The organism is Massilia sp. KIM (assembly GCF_002007115.1).
Lineage (GTDB): Bacteria > Pseudomonadota > Gammaproteobacteria > Burkholderiales > Burkholderiaceae_D > Telluria.
Genome location: NZ_MVAD01000001.1, coordinates 34,990 through 55,770, shown reverse-complemented (window position 1 = coordinate 55,770; position 20,781 = coordinate 34,990). Strand labels below are relative to the sequence as shown.

Annotated in this window: 18 protein-coding genes; 9 read left to right on the top strand and 9 right to left on the bottom strand. The window is 66.7% G+C overall.

Annotated elements, in window-relative coordinates; genetic code table 11:
• Positions 1-73 precede the first annotated feature (73 nt).
• From B0920_RS00230 to B0920_RS00205, 6 genes are all read left to right on the top strand, one after another.
• Positions 74-1,063 carry a malate dehydrogenase gene (locus B0920_RS00230; RefSeq protein ID WP_078030593.1) on the top strand — a complete coding sequence of 330 codons (990 nt, stop codon included), beginning with the start codon at positions 74-76 and terminating at the stop codon, positions 1,061-1,063.
• An 84-nt stretch (positions 1,064-1,147) separates the two neighbouring features.
• A complete protein-coding gene (locus tag B0920_RS00225; protein WP_078030592.1) occupies positions 1,148-2,134 on the top strand; it encodes a CoA ester lyase in 987 nt (328 codons plus the stop codon).
• Positions 2,134-2,676 carry a hypothetical protein gene (locus tag B0920_RS00220; RefSeq protein WP_078030591.1) on the top strand — a complete coding sequence of 181 codons (543 nt, stop codon included), beginning with the start codon at positions 2,134-2,136 and terminating at the stop codon, positions 2,674-2,676. Before B0920_RS00225 ends, B0920_RS00220 begins: the two co-directional genes overlap by 1 nt.
• Before the next feature lie 71 nt (positions 2,677-2,747).
• Positions 2,748-5,456 carry an aconitate hydratase AcnA gene (acnA, locus tag B0920_RS00215; protein ID WP_078030590.1) on the top strand — a complete coding sequence of 903 codons (2,709 nt, stop codon included), beginning with the start codon at positions 2,748-2,750 and terminating at the stop codon, positions 5,454-5,456.
• 705 nt (positions 5,457-6,161) lie between these two features.
• Positions 6,162-7,415 (top strand): DUF2863 family protein, encoded by a 1,254-nt coding sequence (locus B0920_RS00210; protein WP_078030589.1) that lies wholly within the window; start codon positions 6,162-6,164, stop codon positions 7,413-7,415.
• A gap of 13 nt (positions 7,416-7,428) precedes the next feature.
• A complete protein-coding gene (locus B0920_RS00205; RefSeq protein ID WP_078030588.1) occupies positions 7,429-7,938 on the top strand; it encodes a GNAT family N-acetyltransferase in 510 nt (169 codons plus the stop codon).
• On the opposite strand, the gene B0920_RS00200 is transcribed toward B0920_RS00205, so the two are convergent.
• Complete coding sequence (locus tag B0920_RS00200) at positions 7,935-8,867, bottom strand: LysR family transcriptional regulator (RefSeq protein ID WP_078030587.1); 933 nt, start codon at positions 8,865-8,867, stop codon at positions 7,935-7,937. The two genes, B0920_RS00205 and B0920_RS00200, sit on opposite strands and share 4 nt — an antisense overlap.
• Positions 8,868-9,000: 133 nt before the next feature.
• Between B0920_RS00200 and B0920_RS00195 the strand changes: the two genes are divergently transcribed.
• The gene (locus B0920_RS00195) at positions 9,001-9,741 is read left to right on the top strand and encodes an SDR family oxidoreductase (protein ID WP_078030586.1); all 741 of its coding nucleotides are present in this window, start codon (positions 9,001-9,003) and stop codon (positions 9,739-9,741) included.
• Between the two features lie 4 nt (positions 9,742-9,745).
• On the opposite strand, the gene B0920_RS00190 is transcribed toward B0920_RS00195, so the two are convergent.
• Both B0920_RS00190 and B0920_RS00185 read right to left on the bottom strand, forming a co-directional pair.
• Positions 9,746-10,426, bottom strand: a complete 681-nt coding sequence (locus B0920_RS00190; protein ID WP_078030585.1) for a Fe2+-dependent dioxygenase — start codon at positions 10,424-10,426, stop codon at positions 9,746-9,748.
• Between the two features lie 13 nt (positions 10,427-10,439).
• Positions 10,440-12,698, bottom strand: a complete 2,259-nt coding sequence (locus B0920_RS00185; protein ID WP_078030584.1) for a catecholate siderophore receptor Fiu — start codon at positions 12,696-12,698, stop codon at positions 10,440-10,442.
• 190 nt (positions 12,699-12,888) lie between these two features.
• Between B0920_RS00185 and B0920_RS00180 the strand changes: the two genes are divergently transcribed.
• Complete coding sequence (locus tag B0920_RS00180; RefSeq protein ID WP_078030583.1) at positions 12,889-13,317, top strand: VOC family protein; 429 nt, start codon at positions 12,889-12,891, stop codon at positions 13,315-13,317.
• A gap of 52 nt (positions 13,318-13,369) precedes the next feature.
• Here the strand turns inward: B0920_RS00180 and B0920_RS00175 are convergent, their stop codons facing one another.
• From B0920_RS00175 to B0920_RS00155, 5 genes are all read right to left on the bottom strand, one after another.
• A complete protein-coding gene (locus tag B0920_RS00175; RefSeq protein ID WP_078030582.1) occupies positions 13,370-14,515 on the bottom strand; it encodes a serine hydrolase in 1,146 nt (381 codons plus the stop codon).
• Complete coding sequence (locus B0920_RS00170) at positions 14,512-14,985, bottom strand: CYTH domain-containing protein (RefSeq protein WP_078030581.1); 474 nt, start codon at positions 14,983-14,985, stop codon at positions 14,512-14,514. Before B0920_RS00170 ends, B0920_RS00175 begins: the two co-directional genes overlap by 4 nt.
• 4 nt (positions 14,986-14,989) lie before the next feature.
• Complete coding sequence (locus tag B0920_RS00165; protein WP_078030580.1) at positions 14,990-16,111, bottom strand: M14-type cytosolic carboxypeptidase; 1,122 nt, start codon at positions 16,109-16,111, stop codon at positions 14,990-14,992.
• A gap of 106 nt (positions 16,112-16,217) precedes the next feature.
• Positions 16,218-16,619 (bottom strand): hypothetical protein, encoded by a 402-nt coding sequence (locus B0920_RS00160; RefSeq protein WP_229455076.1) that lies wholly within the window; start codon positions 16,617-16,619, stop codon positions 16,218-16,220.
• 156 nt (positions 16,620-16,775) lie between these two features.
• Positions 16,776-17,096 (bottom strand): KGG domain-containing protein, encoded by a 321-nt coding sequence (locus B0920_RS00155; protein ID WP_078033233.1) that lies wholly within the window; start codon positions 17,094-17,096, stop codon positions 16,776-16,778.
• A gap of 339 nt (positions 17,097-17,435) precedes the next feature.
• On the opposite strand from B0920_RS00155, the gene B0920_RS25835 reads away from it, so the two are divergent.
• Positions 17,436-19,043 (top strand): hypothetical protein, encoded by a 1,608-nt coding sequence (locus tag B0920_RS25835; RefSeq protein ID WP_078030578.1) that lies wholly within the window; start codon positions 17,436-17,438, stop codon positions 19,041-19,043.
• 97 nt (positions 19,044-19,140) lie between these two features.
• On the opposite strand, the gene B0920_RS00145 is transcribed toward B0920_RS25835, so the two are convergent.
• Positions 19,141-20,571, bottom strand: a complete 1,431-nt coding sequence (locus B0920_RS00145) for an aldehyde dehydrogenase family protein (protein WP_078030577.1) — start codon at positions 20,569-20,571, stop codon at positions 19,141-19,143.
• Positions 20,572-20,781: the final 210 nt, after the last annotated feature.

Here is a 20,781-nt window from a genome sequence, read left to right as displayed (position 1 = left end):
GGCGTATCCTCGGCGACGATTGCGTCTCTTGCGCGCCGCCGAACCGTTTTCATTCCCACTTTGGAGATTCATCATGGCTAAAACCCCAATGCGCGTTGCCGTCACCGGCGCGGCCGGCCAGATCGGCTATTCCCTGCTGTTCCGCATCGCCAACGGCGACATGCTGGGCAAGGACCAGCCGGTCATCCTTCAGCTGCTGGAAATCGACAACGAGAAAGCACAGAAGGCGCTCAAGGGCGTCATGATGGAAATCGACGACTGCGCATTCCCGCTGCTGGCCGGCATGACCGCCCACGCCGACCCGATGACCGCCTTCAAGGACGCCGACGTGGCCCTGCTGGTCGGCGCGCGTCCGCGCGGCCCGGGCATGGAGCGCAAGGACCTGCTGGAAGCCAACGCCCAGATCTTCACCGTGCAGGGCAAGGCCCTGGACGCCGTCGCTTCGCGTGACGTCAAGGTCCTGGTGGTCGGCAACCCGGCCAACACCAACGCCTACATCGCCATGAAGTCGGCCCCCAACCTGCCGGCCAAGAACTTCACCGCCATGCTGCGCCTGGACCACAACCGCGCGCTGTCGCAAGTCGCCGCCAAGTCGGGCAAGCCGGTGTCCTCGATCGAGAAGCTGACCGTGTGGGGCAACCACTCGCCGACCATGTACGCCGACTACCGCTTCGCCACCGCCGACGGCCAGTCGGTCAAGGACCTGATCAACGACGAACAGTGGAACCGCGAAGTCTTCCTGCCGACCGTCGGCAAGCGCGGCGCCGCCATCATCGACGCCCGCGGCGCCTCCTCGGCCGCCTCGGCCGCCAACGCCGCGATCGACCACGTGCGTGACTGGGTGCTGGGCACCAACGGCAAGTGGACCACCATGGGCATCCCCTCGGACGGTTCGTACGGCATCCCGGAAGGCGTGGTGTTCGGCTTCCCGGTGACCACCGAGAACGGCGAGTACAAGATCGTCCAGGGCCTGGAGATCGACGAGTTCTCGCGCGAGCGCATCAACCTGACCCTCAAGGAACTGGAAGAAGAGCGCGCAGGCGTCGCCCACCTGCTGGGCTGATCCATCCCGGCGCGGCCCTAGGAGCCGCGCCTTCCCTGGCCGTGCCGCGCGAGCGGCGCGGCCGATCCGTTGCAACGACCGACCATGCATCCTTCCGAGGTTTTATTCCAGGGCAAACGCCAGCCGCTCCTGCTCCCCGCCTGCGACCACTACGCCGGCTCGGAGAAGCTGATGCGCAAATCGATGGCCCTGCAACAAGAGCTTGGGCCCGTCTTCGACATCACCTTCGACTGCGAGGACGGCGCCGCCGCCGGCGCCGAAGCCGAGCATGCCGCCCTGGTCACCGCCCTCGTCAACAGCGAGGACAACCACTACCTGCGCATCGGCGTGCGCCTGCACGAGCCGGACAGCCCGCATTTCGCGAGCGACGTGGCGACCATCGTCGGCGGCGCCGCCAAGCGCCTGGCCTATGTGGTGCTGCCCAAGGTGTCGAGCGCCATGGAAGTGGCGCGCGCGATCGACCTGATCAACCAGCACGCCGGCGCGCACCGCCCCGACCTGCCGGTCCACGTGCTGGTCGAGACCCACGGCGCGCTGCGCGAAGCCTACGACATCGCCGCCCTGCCCCAGGTCGAATGCCTGTCCTTCGGCATCATGGATTTCGTTTCCTCGCACTTCGGCGCGATCCCGGCCAGCGCGATGCGCACCCCGGGCCAGTTCACCCACCCGCTGGTGGTGCGCGCCAAGCTGGAGATGGTGGCCGCCTGCCACGCACACGGCAAGGTGCCCTCGCACAACGTCACCACCGACATCAAGGACAGCGCGGTGGTGGCCAACGACGCCCAGCGCGCGGTGGCCGAATTCGGCTTCACCCGCATGTGGAGCATCCACCCCGACCAGATCAAGGCGATCCTGAAGGCCTTCACGCCGCGCCTGTCGGAAGTGAACGAGGCGACCAATATTCTGCAGGAGGCGATGGCGGCCGGCTGGGGCCCGATCGCGCACCACGGCCGCTTGCACGACCGCGCGAGCTACCGATATTATTGGACCGTTCTGCAGCGCGCGAAGCTGGCCGGCCTTGCGCTGCCCGAAGCCGCGGCGGCACTCGTCAACCCTACGGAACCCAGCTGATGGCCACCCACCTGTCCAAACTCCTCGCCGCCTGCGCCGTCGCGCTCGCGGCTGCCGGCCTGTGCGCGCCGGCCGTCTCCGCCACCGTCGAGAAGCATCCGAAGGCGGAAGACGTCCTGAAAGCCCAATCCAAGTCGAAGTCGAAGAAGGCGAAGAAAGCCGCCGCCGGCGCCGCCGCCGTGGGCGCGGCAGGCGTCGCCGCCGCGTTCGACCCCAACAGTCCCGAGGTCGCCGAGCCCGACATCACCGACACCCTGGTGACCGAATATGCTTGCGAACTTGGCAACAAGATCACGATCTATACCAACCAGCAGGACGACAGCCACATCGCCCTGCGCTGGAAGAAGCGCCTGCACCGCCTGGCGCGGGTCGGCACCACCACCGGCGCGCTGCGCTTCGAGAACCCGCACTACGGCCTGGTCTGGATCGGCATCCCGGCCAAGGGCATCCTGCTGGACTCCAAGCTGAACCGCCAGTTGGCCAACGAATGCAAGAGCGCCGAACAGATGGCAGCCGCCGTCCCGGCGGAGAAGAAAAGCTGATGCGGGGTTCGCCGCGCGTCGCCTGATGTTATTGTTATTGAAATAACAAAATCCCCACTGAAGGAGAGATTATGTCTCGCAACACTCTGAACACACTGAAGGAATTCCCGGTCGGCGCAGGCCAGACCGGTCAGTTCTACTCCCTGCCCGCCCTGGGCGAGAGCCTCGGTGTGAATCTGTCGCGCCTGCCGGTGTCGATCCGTATCGTCCTCGAGTCCGTGCTGCGTAACTGCGACGGCAAGAAGGTCACCGAAGAACACGTCAAGCAGCTCGCCAACTGGGGCGCGACCGCCGAGCGTACCGACGAGATCCCGTTCGTCGTCGCCCGCGTCGTGCTGCAGGACTTCACCGGCGTGCCGCTGCTGGCCGACCTGGCCGCGATGCGCAACGTGGCCGCCAAGATGGGCACCGATCCGAAGAAGATCGAGCCGCTGGTGCCGGTCGACCTGGTGGTCGACCACTCGGTCACCATCGACCACTTCCGCGAGCCGAAAGCCCTCGACCTGAACATGAAACTGGAATTCCAGCGCAACAACGAGCGCTACCAGTTCATGAAGTGGGGCATGCAGGCCTTCGACACCTTCGGCGTGGTGCCGCCGGGCTTCGGCATCGTGCACCAGGTTAACCTGGAATACCTGGCGCGCGGCGTTATGCGTCAAGGCAACATGTTCTACCCGGACACCCTGGTGGGTACCGACTCGCACACCACCATGATCAACGGCGTGGGCGTGGTGGGCTGGGGCGTGGGCGGCATCGAGGCGGAAGCCGGCATGCTGGGCCAGCCGGTCTACTTCCTGACCCCGGACGTGATCGGCGTCAACCTGAAGGGCAAGCTGCGCGAAGGCTGCACCGCGACCGACCTGGTGCTGACCATCACCGAAATGCTGCGCCGTGAAAAGGTCGTGGGCAAGTTCGTCGAGTTCTTCGGCGAAGGCACCCGCTCGCTGTCGACCACCGACCGCGCGACCATCGGCAACATGGCGCCGGAATACGGCGCGACCATGGGCTTCTTCCCGGTCGACGAAGCGACCGTCGACTACTTCCGCGGCACCGGCCGTACCGAAGAAGAACTGGCGGCCTTCGAGAACTACTTCAAGGCCCAGGGCATGTTCGGCATCCCGCAGGAAGGCGAGATCGACTACACCCGCGTGCTGGAACTGGACCTGTCGACCGTCACCCCGTCGCTGGCCGGCCCGAAGCGTCCGCAGGACCGTATCGAACTGGGTCACGTGAAGAACACCTTCACCGACCTGTTCAGCAAGCCGACCACCCAGAACGGCTTCAACAAGAACCCGGTCGAGCTGACCAAGGTCTACGAGACCACCAACGGCGTGCGCGTGAAGAACGGCGACGTCCTGATCGCCGCGATCACCTCCTGCACCAACACCTCGAACCCGAGCGTGCTGCTGGCTGCCGGCCTGCTGGCCAAGAAGGCGGTCGAGCGCGGCCTGACCGTGGCGCCGCACATCAAGTCCTCGCTGGCGCCGGGATCGCGCGTCGTGACCGAGTACCTGACCGCCGCCGGCCTGCTGCCTTACCTGGAAAAGCTGGGCTTCGGCGTGACCGCCTACGGCTGCACCACCTGCATCGGCAACGCCGGCGACCTGACCCCGGAACTGAACGCCGCGATCGTCCAGAACGACATCATCGCCGCCGCCGTCCTGTCGGGCAACCGTAACTTCGAAGCGCGTATCCACCCGAACATCCGCTCGAACTTCCTGGCCTCGCCGCCGCTGGTCGTCGCCTACGCGATCGCCGGCAACATGACCAAGGACCTGATGACCGAGCCGGTGGGCAAGGACCAGAACGGCGTCGACGTCTACCTGGGCGACATCTGGCCGTCCTCGCAGGAAGTGGGCGAGCTGATGCGCCTGGCGATGAACTCGGAGGTGTACAAGAAGAACTACGCCGACGTGAAGGGCAACCCGGGCGAACTGTGGGAGCGCGTGTCCTCGACCGAAGGCCAGGTGTACAACTGGCCGGAGTCGACCTACATCGCCGAGCCGCCCTTCTTCGCCGACTTCGAGATGACCCCGAAGGCGGCCGCCAGCAGCATCACCGGCGCGCGCGCGCTGGGCGTGTTCGGCGACTCGATCACCACCGACCACATCTCGCCGGCGGGTTCGATCAAGGAAGATGGTCCGGCAGGCAAGTGGCTGAAGGACCATGGCGTCCTGAAGGCGGACTTCAACTCCTACGGCTCGCGCCGCGGCAACCACGAGATCATGATGCGCGGCACCTTCGCCAACGTGCGCATCAAGAACAAGATGATCCCGCCGAAGGCGGACGGTTCGGCGGTCGAGGGCGGCATCACCATCCACCAGCCGTCGGGCGAGCAGCTGTCGATCTACGACGCGGCGATGAAGTACATCGCCGAAGGCACTCCGACCATGATCTTCGGTGGTGAAGAGTACGGCACCGGTTCCTCGCGCGACTGGGCGGCCAAGGGCACCCAGCTGCTGGGCGTGAAGGCCGTGATCTGCCGTTCGTTCGAGCGCATCCACCGCTCGAACCTGGTGGGCATGGGCGTGCTGCCGCTGCAGTTCATCGGCAACGACAGCGTCGAGTCGCTGGGCATCACCGGCAAGGAAACCTACGACCTGAAGGGCCTGGAAGGCGAGATCAAGCCGCAGCAACAGGCGACCCTGGTGATCCACCGTGAAAACGGCGAATCGCAGGAAGTGCAAGTGCTGCTGCGTATCGACACCCCGATCGAAGTCGACTACTACAAGCATGGCGGCATCCTGCCGTTCGTGCTGCGCCAACTGCTGGCTGCGTAATGTCGAGGCCCGCCGTCAAGGCGGGCTCTCAGGCGGCAAGAAGGGCCGGAACCCGCGAGGGTTCCGGCCCTTTTTACTTATCCCGAGCATCGCCGGCCGTCTGCTTCCCCGCTAACCTAAAAACCGTCATTCCGGCGAAGGCCGGAATCCAAGTTTGCCAGCGTAACCGCTACGTGTGACGTGGGTGGCGGCGGTACGGACTTGGATTCCGGCCTTCGCCGGAATGACGTTCTGGGGCCGCGGGCCGCCCCTGGGCGCTGTGGCCGGCGCACTGGGAAAGCGAAAGCGAACGCGGGAGCGGGAGCGGGAGCGGGAACGGGAGCGAGAGCCGAGAGCAGGCGCGAGAGCGTGCGCAGGCGCAGGCACGGCGAACGAAAGGGCAAAACAGAAGAAAAAAGCCCCCCTGACGAATCAGGAGGGCGAATCCGGTTGCCCGGCGGGGGGTGGTACTCCAATCGTGGCGCCCGACGGGGCCGCACCGCGCGGCGCACCCGTCGGGCCCTCAAAGTGAATGAGAACGATTCGCATTATCGTTTGAAATCGCGCATTTGGCAAGCGTCCTCCACCACCCCGCCGATAGGCACGAGATGTTGCCCATGTGTTCATGGCATGTGGCCGAATCAACTACAATACCGGGGATAAGGGTTTATGATGACCCCATGGACCTTCGATCCACACTTCATTGACAAGAGACCCACTAGCGCCATGCGTCGTCCTTCCAAAGATTCACCCCCCAAACTCTCCGCAGAAGCCCAGCGCCTCGTCAGCATCTCGCAAGCCCTCATGCAGGCCGCGAGCCGTGTCGAGGAGCGGGCCTGGGAACGCCAACTGGACACGCAACTGCAGAAACTGCTCAAGACGAACCACCAGGACAGCATCGACAGCGCCCTGAACCTGCTGTTCAAGGACGATCTCGCGTCCTACGACGTCCTGATGGATACCGTCGAGGCCGTTAGCGAATCGGCCACCATGGTCGAGCAGCAGGATGGCGGCGACGTGACCTGGCAAGCCCTGCTGGTCGCCGCGCCCATCCTGGCCTGGACCCGGTTCTCGATCGCCACCGGGAACATTCCGTCCGATCTGCTCAATACGCTGTCCGCCCACTTCTCGGCCCACCTGCTGGCCGAGGGCGCGCGCCTGTCGATCGCGCCCACGCTGTACTCGATCGACCAGCTGCCGCGTTCCCACGCCGAGACCTATGCCCTGACCCACAAGCTGGCGGCCGCCGCCCACAAGGGCGGCACCATCAAGCCGGCCACGCGCGATCCCGAGACCGCGCCCTTCCTGGCCGACACCCGCTACCTGCTGGTGGCCATCGTCGCGCCCCAGGGCGCGCCGCTGTTCCGCTGGCAGGAACCCCAGCACCAGCTGCACTTCGCCGAGGAGCGCAACCGCGCCCTCGAGCAATGGCGCAGCCAGGCCACGGCCAACGTGGCGCGCCTGCTGCCGGGCTGCGGCATCGAGCTGCTGTTGCCGGAAGCCTATTACGTGGCCTGCCGGGAAGCCGACAAGCTGATCCGCCCGATCTCGATCCGCGCGGCCGTCCACTACCTCACCAACACCCTGGGCGTGGAAGCCTCGGACCTGCGCGCCGTGATCGCCGGCTTCGGCGAGGAAGCCTCGGACATCCAGATCGACGAGTACCGCGTCTCGTTCACCATGCGCCAGAGCACCGACGTGGTGTACGGCATCGTCTGGCCGCTCTACGGCCAGGAAGACGAGAACGGCACCCCGATGGAAGGTCCGCTGGCGGCCAGCCCGACCCCGCTGACGCCGCTCAACGAGATCATCGCCCACCTCAACGACGCCGGCATCGCCCACGTCAAGCGCATCAACGAGCGCTACGTGGCCGAGTACTGCGACGATTGCGGCGCGCCGCTGTTCGCCGACCCGACCGGCGAACTGGTGCACGCGGAGATGCCGGAAGACACCCCGGCCGGCACCGAGCACTTCCACTGATCCCTCCGTCCCCATGATCGACCTGCACATCCGCCCGGAACAGCCTGGCGATGTGCAGGCCGTTTCCTCTCTCCTGCGCACGGCCTTCGCCGGGCATCCCCACAGCGACCACACCGAACACCTGATCGTCGAGCGCCTGCGCGCGCACGGCAGGCTGGCGCTCGGCCTGGCGGCCCTGCTGCCGGACGGCGAACTGGTGGGCTATGTCGCCTTCTCGAAAGTCGCTGTCGATGGCGCGGACCTCGGCTGGTACGGCCTGGGGCCGCTGGCTGTGCGGCCGCGCACGCAGCGCCAGGGCGTCGGCCGGGCCCTGGTCGAGGCCGGGCTGGCCTGCCTGCGCCGGCGCGCCGATGCGCGCGGCTGCGTGGTGCTGGGCGAGCCGGAGTACTACCGGCGCTTCGGCTTCGCGGCCGATCCGGCCCTGCGCTTTCCCGGTCCGCCGACGGACTACTTCATGGCCTTGTCCTTCGCCGGTCCGGCGCCGACGGGCAGCGTCGCCTACGACCCCGCGTTCACCGGCTAGCCGGGCGCCCTGAACTGCTCGGCCAGGCCGGTCTCCCGGAAGCGCTCGACCACGAAGTCCACGAACACCCGCGTCTTGGCCGGCAACAGGCGCCTGCTGGGATAGTAGATGCACAGGGGCTTGGCCAAGGTGTACCAGCCCGGAAGCAGGTGCACCAGCTCCCCGCTGCGCAGGAAAGGCAGGGCATGCGGCATCGGCAGCAGGGTCAGGCCGACGCCGGCGACCGCCGCCATCGCCATCGCCTCCGGATCGTCGGCCACCGCCACCGTACGGAACTCGACTGCCACTTCCTCGCCCTCTTCCTCCTGGCGCAGGCTCCAGGCATAGCGGCGCCCGGTCTGCACCGAGCGCCGCGCAATCCCTTCGTGCCGCTGCAGCTCTCCCGGGTGGGCCGGCCTGCCGTGGCGCGCCAGGTAGGCCGGCGAAGCCACCGCCACCACGTGCACCCGGGTCAGCTCGCGCGCCACCAGCCCCTCGCTCAGGGCGATCCCGCCGCCGATGCCGACATCGAAGCCCTCCCCGATCACGTCCACCTGCCGGTTCTCGAAATACAGGTCGGGCACGATGCCGGGATAGCGCGTGCGGAAGTCCTCGAGCATCGGCACGAAATACGTCCGTCCGACCATCGGCGCCATGCTGATCTTGAGCGTGCCGGCCGGCTCCGCGGCGCCTTCGCGCGCCGCCTGCACCGCCCCTTCGATGCGCCGCCAGGGCTCAGCCACCTCGCGCAGGAACTGCTCGCCCTGCTCGGTCAGGTGCAGCTGGCGGGTGGTGCGCTGGAACAGGCGCACGCCGAGCTGGCGCTCGAGCGCCGCGACGTTCTTGCTGACCGCCGCCGGGCTCAGGCCAAGGCGGCGGGCGGCGGCCGAGAAACCGCCCTCCTCGGCGCTGTAGATGAAGGAAACCAGGTGGCTGATCGAATCGAGCATGGCGTGGGGAGCAGGATGAAGATGCCGGCATTTTATACCGGGAGTTGAAATTGTTGCGACGAAACGCTCACTAGTTTCAACCGCGGATGAGGGGGATACTGACTCCATTCCCACCACTCATCAGGAGAACATCATGGCAGCATTGCAGAACAAAGTCGCTTTCGTCACCGGCGGTTCGCGCGGCATCGGCGCCGCCATCGTGCGCCGCCTGGCCGCGGACGGCGCCGCCGTCGCCCTCACCTACCAGGGTTCGCAAGGCGCGGCCGAAGCGCTGGCCCAGGAAATCGTCGCCGCCGGCGGCAAGGCCCTGGCCCTGCGCAGCGACGCCGCCGATCCGAAGTCGCTGACCGAGGCCATCGACCGCGCCGCCGAGCACTTCGGCAAGATCGACATCCTGGTCAACAATGCCGGCGTGTTCCTGCCGGGCAGCGTCGAGGAATTTTCGCTGGAAGACTTTGACAAGACCATCGCGGTCAATGTGCGCGCCGTGTTCGTGGCCACCAAGGGCGTGCTGCGCCACATGGCCGAAGGCGGCCGGATCGTCAACATCGGCAGCATCAACGCCCTGCGCGTGCCTTTTGCCGGCGCGGCGGTCTACGGCATGAGCAAATCGGCCCTGAGCGCCTTCGTCAAGGGCGCCGCCCGCGACCTCGGCCCGCGCGGCATCACCATCAACAACGTGCTGCCTGGCCCGGTCGACACCGACATGAACCCTGCGGACGGCGAATTCGGCACCTTCCTGCACAGCCTGATGGCCCTGCCGCGCCACGGCAAGCCGGCGGAAATCGCCTCGCTGGTGGCCTACCTGGCCGGCCCGGAATCGTCCTTCATCACCGGCGCCGACCTGGCGGCCGACGGCGGCTTCGGCGCTTGACCCCTCAGGTCTCGGCCCACTGCCGCAGCAGGTTGTGGTAGTGGGCGGTGAGCGCCACCGTTTCCGGGCAGTCGCCCACGCGGCTGCGCAGCGATTCGATGGTGCGGTCGAGCTCGAACAGCATGGCGCGCCGGGCGTCGTCGCGCACCATGCTTTGGGTCCAGAAGAAGCTGCAGATGCGCTCGCCGCGGGTGACCGGCTCGACCCGGTGCACGCTGGTCGAGGGATAGAGGATCAGGTCGCCCGCGTCGAGCTTGACCTCGTGCTCGCCGTAGGTGTCCTGCACCACCAGCTCGCCGCCGTCGTAGTCCTCGGGCGAGGACAGGAACAGGGTGCTGGAGACGTCGGTGCGCAGCATGCCGGCCCCACCCGGCAGCACGCGCACCGCGCCGTCCACGTGGTCGCCGTAGTGCTCGCCGACGCCGTAGCGGTTGAACAGCGGCGGCATCGAGCGCACCGGCAGCGCGGCGGCGAAGAACAGCGGGTTGCGCGCCAGCGCGGCCTGCACCATCGCCGCCAGTTCGCGCGCCTCGGGCGCGTTCTCCGGCAACTGGCGGTTGCGCTTCACCTGCGCGCCCTGGGCCCCGACCGTGGCCCGGCCATCGGTCCAGCCGCTTCGCGCCAGGCGCTCGCGCATGATGCCCACCTCCTCCTGGGTGAGGACCTTGGGGATGTGCAGCAGCATGCGCGGGTTCCTTTTAGAAGCGGATGTTGGCGGTCAGGCTGGCCGAACGGGGCGCGCCCGGGGTGTAACGATAGCCGCTCTTGTTGATGTTGGCCACGTACTCCTTGTCGCCGATATTGTAGACGTTCAGGCGCAGGTCGAACTTCGGATTGACCTGGTAGGCCGCCATCGCATCGAACACCCAGTAGTCCTCGGTATAGGCCGGGGTGCCGATGGCGCCGTCGGTGCCGCGCTTGAGCTTGTCGTTGTAGCGGGCGCCGCCGCCGATCTTCAGGCCGAACGGCAGGTCGTAGGAGGTCCACAGCGTGAAGGTGTGCTTGGGCGTGTAGGTCAGGCTGTTCTCGCCCGAGGCGGTCACGGCGCGGCCGCGCTCGACGCTGGTGTCCTGGTACAGGTAGCCAGCGCTCACCAGCCAGTTGGTGGCGATGGCGCCGGTGGCGCCCAGCTCGATGCCCTGGACGCGCTTCTCGCCGGTCTGGTACCACTGCAGGTCGACCGGATCCTGCTCGACTTCGTTCTTGACCTCGGTGCGGAACAGCGCGGCCGAGAGCGAGAGCTTCTGGCGCAGCAGGTCGAGCTTGCCGCCGATCTCGGTGGTGGTGGTCTTCTGCGGTTCGTAGATCGGGTTCTGTGCGCTGTTGACGTTGCCCGACACGGTGAAGCTGGCGCCCGGCGGCTGGCGCGAGGAAGCGACCATCGCGTACACGCTGCTGTTCTCGGTCGGCTTGTACAGGGCCGAGATCTTGCCGTTGACCAGGGTGTCCTCGACCGTGAAGTGGGTCGGCACCAGCACGTTGTTGGTCAGCGCCACCACCGTGTAGTCGCCCTCGTAGCGCTCGGCGCGCACGCCGGCGTTGAAGATCCAGCGCTGGCCCAGCTTGATGGTGTCGAACAGGTACAGGGCCTGGGTGTCGATCTCGCCCTTGTTGTAGGCGCCGGTGCGGCGCGGCGCGAAACCGGTCACCGGATCGTTCGGGTTCGGGTGGTAGAGATTCGCGGCCGGCATCGTGCCCAGGCCGGTCAGGCCATAGGTGATCTGCTTCTCGTTGGCCAGTTCGAGGCCGGTCACCAGGGTGTGGGACAGCGTGCCGGTCGTGAAGTCGGTGGTCAGCACGGTCTGGTTAGTGAGGATCTTGTTCTCCTGGTCCTTCACGGTGCGGGTGCTGCGCGCCACGGTCCAGGTGGAGGGATCGGTGGGCACCGGAGTCAGCAGGTTGGCGGCGCTGGCCAGCCAGGCCGTCAGGAGGTAGTCCTGCTTGGTGCGGCCGTAGCGGCTCACGTTTTGCAGGCGCATGGTCGGCGAGAACTCGTGCTCGATGCGCACGGTGGCCATGTCGGCCTTGATCTCGTCGTAGTCGTTTTTCGAGCCGTAGAAATTCTTCGGATCGACCGGGCGCGCTTCGCCGATGAAGGGACGGGCGCGGTCCGGGCTGGTGTAGCCGGGCAGTCCCACGGTCGAGACACCGCCGTCCGGGATGTTGTCCTGGTCCACGTGCAGGTAGTCGAGGTGGACGCGGGTCGCGCCATTCAGGCCGAAGCCGAGGCTGGGCGCCACCGCCCAGCGCTTGTTCTTGACCACGTCGCGCCCCGGGTTGTCGGAATCCTGGGCCATCACGTTCAGGCGCAGGGCGATGCCGCGCTCGGCGCTCAGCACGCGGTTGACGTCGGCCGTGGCGCGCTTTTGCGAGGCGCTTCCGCCGGTGAGCGAGGCCGAGGCCGCGTTCGCCATCTGGGCTTTCTTGGTGACCAGGTTGATCGAGCCGGTCGGTGCGCCGCGGCCGGTGTCGGTGCCGGCCGGGCCTTTCAGCACGTCGATCTGCTCCAGGTTGAAGACATCGCGCGAGATCGAGCCGATGTCGCGCACGCCGTCGACGAAGATGCTGCCCGAGGTGTCGAAGCCGCGCATGAAGATGGCGTCGCCGGTGTTGGTATTGCCATTCTCGCCCAGGAAGAAGGCGCCCACGCCCGGGGTGTTGCGCAGCGCGTCGGCCAGGGTCAGGGCGCCCTGCTGCTCGAACAACTCTTTCTTGATGACCTGAACGGTCTGGGCGGTATCGAGCAGTTTCTCGGTGTACTTGGGCGAGGAAGCGTGCTCGGCGCGGAAAGCGTTCTCGTACTGGCCCTTGACCTCGACCGTCGTCGCCGGCTTGGCGTCGGCGGGCGGCGGAGCCACGTTGTCGGCCTGGGCCGCCAGCGGCAGCAGGACGGCCGCCAGGGCGGTGCCCATGGCGTGGTGGGAGACGGGTCGCTTACGGCTCTTGATGACGTTCATACCAACCTTTTCTGTGCAATGTTTAGGAAATGCTAAAAGATGAAAGTTATTGTAAAGAAAATGCCGGCTTTTGTAAACGAGAATCATTCCTATTCTCATGCGCATTCTTGAGTGTGCGGGATGACGGCGCATTCCGACGGGATTAAGATGAACGGCCGAAGAAAAGGAACGCTTTGTCGAGGAGCTCAACATGGAGACACAGGAACTCTTCCGGGGACGCCTGATCGACCACATTCAGCTGGTGGTGCGCGACCTGGACGCGTCGCGGCGCTTTTATACGGCCGTGTTCGAGGTGCTCGAGGTGCCGCTGGGCGGCAGCGGCGAGACCTACTTCTGGGCGGATGAGCTGTTCATCTCCTCGCCCGGCAGCGAAGCGGCGCTGGGAGAGCTGACGGGGCGCCACCACCTCGCCTTCCAGGCCCGGGACCAGGCCATGGTCGACGCCTTTTACCGGGCGGCGCTGGCCCATGGCGGCAGGGACAACGGCGCGCCGGGCGAGCGGGCTTACCACCCGGGCTATTACGCCGCTTTCGTGCTGGATCCGGACGGGAACAATATCGAGGCTGTCTTCCACGGTGCGGCCGAGCGCAGCGCGCCGGCGGTGCGCATCAGCTTCTGAGCCCGGAAAGACAACAGGGCGCTGAACGCGCCCTGTCGATGGTGATGCCGGCTTACTTCCGGATCGCGGCGATCACCCGCGTCGCGAACTCGGCCGCATTCCCGGCATGCCAGCGCCAGACGATCACCAGGTCGTGGTCGGGCGAGACCAGGATGGTATTGCTGCCCGCCCCCAGCGCGGCATAGGCGTTGGCCGGCAGGCCGGGCAGGTTCTTGCCCTTGGTGTTGAGCCACCACAGGTAGCCATAGTCCGGCCCGTGGGCGCTGGGGCTCAGGGCCGCCTTCACATAGGCAGGCGGCAGGATCTGGCGGCCGTTCCAGGCGCCGCCGCGCAGCCACAGGTAGCCGAAGCGCGCCATGTCCCAGCTGTTGATCCACATGCCGCCGCCCCAGCGCGTGCCGCCGCTGACCGATGCCACCTGCTTGCCGTTCAGTTCCACGTAGCTGTTATGGTAGGCAACCCACTTCCAGCTATTGGAGGCGCCGATCGGGTCCATCACCTGTTCCTGGAACACGTCCGGCACCGGCTGCTTGAAGACCTGCAGCAGCGACAGGGCGAAACGGTTGATGCGCACGTCGTTGTATTCATAGAAACTGCCGGGCGCCTGGAGCGTGCGCGGCTTGCGTTCGCCGGCGCCGAAGGCCTGCTTGCCGATGAAGTCGCTGTGCTTGCCCCACATGCTCCCTTCCCACTCGGATTCCTGCTGCAGGTGCTGCTTCCAGGTCACCAGTGCATTGTTGCCCGAGGCATAGCCGCCGTCCGTCACGCGCTTGCCGACCGGCTCGTCGAGCGCGATGCGGCCCTCGCGCAGCGCCACGCCGGCCACCGTGGCAAGCATGCTCTTGGCCACCGAATAGGTCGGATCGACGAAGGCGGTGTCGCCGAATTCCGCCACCACATAGCCCTTGTAGATCACCAGGCCGTTGGTCGCTGCGCGCCGGCTCGGCATCGAGCCCAAGCGGGTGCCGAAGGTGGCCTCCTGGTCGGAGAAGTCGCGCGCGCGCTCGGTCTCGCGCGACTGGGCGTAGCGCACCGCGGCGGCCAGCGCCGCCGGGTCCATCCCCAGTTGCTCGGGCGGCTTGCGGGCCCAGTCGCCCGCGGGTGGAAAATACGCCGCGTCGGCGGCGAAGGCGCCACCCGCGGGCAGCAGCAGGGCCAGGCCGAAGGCGATCAGGCCGCGGCGGGAAAGTTGGGTCATGCGTGGGTCCAGGTGGAGTAAGGGGAACGGATCAGGCTGGAGTTGTAGTAGCGCTTGTCGCCGGTGACTTCGCGCCCTATCCAGTCGGGCAAGGCGAATTCGGCGTCAACGGCCGGGAGCTCGATCTCGGCCACCACCAGGCCGGCGTTCTCGCCCAGGAATTCGTCGACTTCCCAGACGAAACCGGCGTAGGGAATGCGGCGGCGGTATTTCTCGACCAGCGGGCGTTCGCACAGCCGGTCCAGCAGTTCGGCGGCCTCGAGCAAGGGGATCGGATACTCCCACTCCCCGCGCGCGGCGCCTTCGTTCTTGCTCTTGATGGTGAGCAGGCCCTGGTCGCCCTCGATGCGCACGCGCACGGTGCGCAGCGGGTCGGCGCACAGGTAGCCCTGGCGCAGCAGCACCGGCTCGCCGAGCGAGCGCCAGGCCTCGTTCACCACCAGGAACTTGCGCTCGATCTCGACGCCCATGGGCTCAGTCCAGCGACTGCAGGATGGGCTGGAGCATCGCCGCGCCCAGGGCCGCGCTGCGCGCGCCGTTCCAGCCGGTGTGCGGATCGGGCAGGTTGGCGTTGTCTTTGAAGGGCATCTCCAGGGTCAGGGACAGGCACTTGAAGGTGTGGCCGATGTACTTCGAGGCCAGGGTCAGCAGCTCTTCGTTGTACTTGCTGGCGGCGTAGCCGTAGACGTTCTGGAAGTCGGGGCTGGCGGCCATGTAGCGCTCGACAAACGCTTTCTGGCGCTCCATGCGTTCCGGCGTGAAGTCGGCCAGCATTTCGTTGCCCGCCACGAAGTTGTAGGGCAGCGCCTCGTCGCCGTGGATGTCGAAGAACATGTCGACGCCGGTCTCGTGGATCTTGTTCTTGACGCACAGCACTTCAGGGCTGCGCTCCAGGCTGGGCGTCATCCACTCGCGGTTCAGGTTGGCGCCGGCGGCATTGGTGCGCAGGTTGCCGCGCACCGAACCGTCCGGGTTCATGTTGGGGACGATGTAGAACACCGCGCGCTGCAGCAGCTTGCGGGACACCGGGTTGGCGCTGTCCAGCAGCGCGTCCATCATGCCCTCGACGAACCATTCGGCCATGGTCTCGCCCGGGTGCTGGCGCGCGATCACCCAGATCTTCTTCTCCGCCGCCGGGTTGCCGATCACGACCAGGTTCATGTCGCGGCCGTCGATGGTAGTGCCGATGTCGTGCACGCGCGCGATCGGGTTCTCGGCCACTTCACCTAGCAGGCGCAGGTGGCGCTCCCAGGTGTAGGGTTCGAAATAGGCGTAGTAGATGCTGTCGAGCTCGGGAGTGTGGTTGACGGTCATCACCTGGCCGTCGAAGCTGGTCGGCACGCGGAACCAGTTCTCGGTGTCGTAGCTCGCGGCCACCTGGTAGTCCTCGAAGCCCTTCGGATAGGTCGCCTGTCCGGCGTTGAGGAAGCGGATGGTGCAGGCCTGGCCGCGCGCGCCCTGGAGGCGGAAGTGGAACCACTGATGGATGTCGGCGTGAGAATCCTTGCGCAGGTTCAGGTCGATCTGCTTCGCGCTGTCGGCGCGCACGACCTCGATGGCGCCGGAATCGAAGGCCTGGCTGATTTTGATGGGCATGGGGAGATCCTTTCGTGGCCGGACAATATCCGGCAATGATACCGGAGCGCGTGGCGCGTGGCGGGGCGGCTGGCGGCCTCCCCTGCCCCGGTGTGCAAGCGAGGCCTCAGGCGTCGAGGTCGATCAGGTCCTTGGTGTACATGGCCATGATCTGGCGCATGAGTTCGACGTTGCTGCGGTCCAGCACCACGGTCAGGTCCTGCTTGGCGTCCAGGGCGAAGGTCATGCGGATGGCGCCCGGCAATTCCTTGGCGTTGACGTACTGGGCGCGCGGGATGTAAGGATTTTCCCAGTCGTGCTGGGTGATCGACGGGCCGGCCGGCGGCGGCTGCAGGCGCGGATCCTGGTTCACCGGCAGGTGCCTGAGCAGCCAGAACACGATGTTCGCAGGCACGTAGATGGCGACATCGCCGGCGCCATGGGTGGAGAACTTGGCCAGCAGGAGATTGCCCACGCGGTCGCAGGACATCGACAGGCTCTTGACTTGACGGATAACCGCAGATTTCACGGGAAGGATCCTCAGGAAGGTTGAAAAAGGCGCAGCGATTCTACCGCATCCCTTCGTCGATTTGTGTGGTATCAGAAACAAAACGGGGAGCCCTCGGCTCCCCATTTCCTGGTATCGGTTTGCCGGCCGGGGCCGGCAAACCTGGTCGATCACGGCTTACTCTTTCGAGCCGCCGCGGCTGCCACCCGACGAGCTCTGGCGGTTACCGCTGCTCTTGCTGCTGGTACGCGAGGCGCTGCCCGAACCGGCGTTGGCCGACTGTCGGTTGCCGTGGCTCATGCTGCCGGCGCGGCGTGCTTCTTCCGAGGTGAACTCGTGGGCGGTGCCCTTGGCATGGGCGGCCTTGCCACCCTGGCTGGCGATCTCGCGCTGGCGTGCCGGATCCATCGATGCGAAGCCGCGATTGCGGGTGCCGCTGCTTTGGCTGCTGCCGCCTTGGTTACCGCCTTGTTTACTACCTTGATTGCTTGAGGCCATGATCATCTTCTCCCTGTTCGCTTATAGAAACCGCCGCGTCCTGCGGCAGGCTTGACCATACACCCAGCGGCGAAGCCGATGAGTGCAGGTCGAAAGTCATCTTAGGCACGCCCGGTAGATGAGGGTATAGGACGTTTTCAGATGACTTTGTAGGACTACACGCGACAGAAAATGCACCAGTGAAAATTTACTTCCAGTAGTCAATAAACGTTGTCAGTAGCAGTCCTACATTGCCCCACTACGTCTTCCTATACTGTCCTCTGGGAGGGGCGAGCATCATGGCTTTATATGGCCGCGCTCGTCCGCGCAGCCCCTCACGAATTCCGATAGGAGGCCAAGATGGATGCGAACCAACGCAGCGAATCCAATAACCAGACCAATAACGGAGCCAATGAGAAATGGACTCCGGGATCGAAAGGTAATACCACGAGCGGTCCGAACGACCACACCTATCCGCAGGGCGCGGTGCAGCAGGCCGGCCTGCCGGGTAGTGGCCAGCAGGGCGTGCAGCGTCCGGAGGAAGGACCTGTCGGGACCGACGCCGACTGGTTCAACCGCGACGACAGCCGCGCGCCGACCTCGTCCGGAGAACTGCAGGGCGGCTCGATGCAGAGCCAGCAGACCGGCGGCTCCGGTCCGCAACAAGGCATCACCGACAGCCACCAGCGCCAGATGGAAATGCATTCGGAAGCCTGGGGCAAGCTCGAACAGCCGGTGGGACACCGTCCCGCCGATTCCGGCACCGATCTTATGGCCCACCCGGCCAACCAGCAGGGCAACAGCCAGGCCGCGCACCGGATGAATCCGCAAGACCCCGCCCAGCCCGAGCTGCAGGGCGGCTCGCTCGGTCGCCACCACGGCGTTCCCCCGGGCACGACCGGTCCCGCCGCCCACGGCACCCAGGCCGGAATGCCGGGCTCGGAACAAGGCGACGTGTACGGGAACCGTCCGGCCGCGATGAGCGGCAATGCGCCGGGCAACCGCCAGTCGGCCCCGATCGATCACCTGCAGACGAGCGGGGGTCGGCAGGACGACGTGGCACCGGCTGGGGTGCAGGCGAGCGGAACCCAGTCGACCGGCATCGGCTCGGGCGCGCGCCAGTCCGCATCGCAGCCGGGAGCCTCAGGAGGCGGAATGCAGCCGGGCGCGTCGGCCGGTGGAACGCTGCCGGGAGGATCGGGAGGCGCGGGCTTGCCGGGCGCATCGACGGGCGGCATGGAGTCGAACGCCCAAGGCGGCGGGATGCGCTCGGATGCCGAGGGCGATGGCATGGAGTCGTCCACCCAGGTCGGCGGCATGCGCACCGATGCCCAGGTGGGTGGCATGCGCACCGAGGTGCAGCGCTCGCGGCAGAGCGGCGGGGCTGAAGCGGACGGGGGAATTCAACCGTCCAGCGGCAGTGTCCAGCAGAGCGGCGGCAGCGCCCAACAGGGTGGCGGCAGTGTCCAACAGGGCGTTGGCGGCGCTCAGCAGAGCGGTGGTAGCACGCTACAGGGTGGTGCCAGCGTCCAACAGGGGGCCGGTGAAGCTCAGCAGAGCGGCGGCAGCACCCTACAGGGTGGCGGTGGATCTCAGCAGAGCGGCGGCGGCACCCAACAGGGCGACAGCATTGCTCAACAAAGCGGCGGCAGCGCCCAGCAAAGCGGAGGCAACGCCCAGCACAGCACCGACCGCGAGGGTTCGCAGACCGGCCCGGGCGCGCGTGAGGCTGGCACCGTCGACGTACACCTCTCGAACGACGTGGCGGGCGGCCTGCCGCGCAGCCCGGGCAACAGCGGCCCGCAAAACGAGAACCCCGGCTGGAAACCGGGTGGCAGCATGCAGCGCGACGAGGCCGTGCACCAGTCGAACGACACTACGGGCGGCCTGCCGCGCAGCCCTGCCGGCGCCAACAAGCTGGCCGGCGACCGCAAGATGGACGACGATACCGGCTTCTCGCGCAAGTGAACCCTGAACGCCCGCGGCCGTAAGCCTTCCGGCCGCTGTTCCGCGCATCTGACCGCCAGGAAAGATGCGCGGCCTCCCTCCCCTGCCTGAAGCTGCTTCAGGCGCCGGTATAGCTCGTCTTCACGGTGGTAAAGAATTCCACCGCGTGCGTTCCCTGTTCGCGCGGCCCGAAGCTCGACGCCTTGGTGCCACCGAAAGGTACGTGGTAATCGACCCCGGCGGTGGGCAGGTTGACCATGACCATGCCCGCCTTCGCATTGCGCTTGAAATGGGTCGCGTGCTTGAGCGAGGTGGTGCAGATGCCCGCGGTCAGGCCGAATTCGGTGTCGTTGGCCAGCGCCAGCGCGTGCTCGTAGCCCTTGGCGGGGATCACCGAGGCCACGGGTCCGAAAATTTCTTCGCGCGCATGGCGCATGCCGGGTTCGCAGTCGGCGAACAGCGCGGGGCTCAGGAAATAGCCCTCGGTGTCGCGCTTCAGGCGCTCGCCGCCGCATACCAGCCGCGCCCCCTCCCCTTTCGCGATTTCGATATAGGACAAGTCCTGCTCCAGCTGGGAGGCGTCGACGACCGGCCCGATGTCGGTGCCTTCGTGCTGTGCATGCCCCACCTTCAGGGCCGCCATGCGTCCGGCCAGGTCGTCGATGAAGCGGCCGTAGATCTGCTCGTCCACGATCAGGCGCGAGGATGCCGTGCAGCGCTGCCCGGTGGAATAGAAGGAACCCTGCAGCGCCGCGTTGACCGCCACGTCGAGGTCGGCGTCGGCCAGCACCACCAGCGGATTCTTGCCGCCCATCTCGAGCTGGACGCGGGCGCGGCGCTTGGCGCAGGCCAGCAGCACCCGTTCGCCGGTGGATGTGGAACCGGTAAAGCTGATGGCGTTGACGCGGCTGTCGTTGAGCATCGCTTCGCCCACCACGCGGCCCGGCCCCATCGCCAGGTTGAACACGCCGGGCGGCAGGCCAGCCCGGCTGATGATCTCGGCCAGCGCCCAGGCGCTGCCCGGCACCAGCTCCGCCGGCTTGAAGACGACGGTATTGCCGTAGGCCAGGGCCGGTGCGATCTTCCAGGCCGGAATGGCTATCGGAAAATTCCAGGGAGCGATGATGCCGACGACGCCCACGGGCTCGCGGGTGACGTCGACCTCGATGCCGGGACGCACCGAGGCCAGGTGATCGCCGCGCACGCGCAGCGCCTCCTGGGCAAAGAACTTGAAGATGGCGCCGGCCCTCCCGACCTCGGCAATACCTTCGGGCAGCGTCTTGCCCTCTTCGCGCGACAACAGGGTGCCGAGTTCGACCTTGCGCGCCAGGATTTCGCTGCCGATGGCGTCCAGCGCATCGGCGCGCTGCTGCACGCCCGACAGGCCCCAGCCCGGCGCGGCGGCATGGGCGGCCGCCACCGCCATGACGGCCTGCTCCGCGCCCGCGCTCGCATACTCGGCGATGAGGTCGCTGCGGTCGGAAGGGCTGCGGGAGGTGCTCACCGCGGCGCCGTCGATCCACCGGCCATCGATATACAGTTGTTTCATGCTGGTCCCCTGTTGGTCTTGTTGTACACGGACGGAAGTGTAGCAAACAGGATCAAGCATAGCGGGGGAAAGGCCCGCCCGGCTCACCATTGCCGTCGCCTTTGACGCACATCCAAGCTGGACGGGCGGGCCGGAACCACCCAGCCCGGGACAAATCGAACTGCACTCAACACCCGTCATGACCATGCCCGCCAGCGCATCCATCCGGTG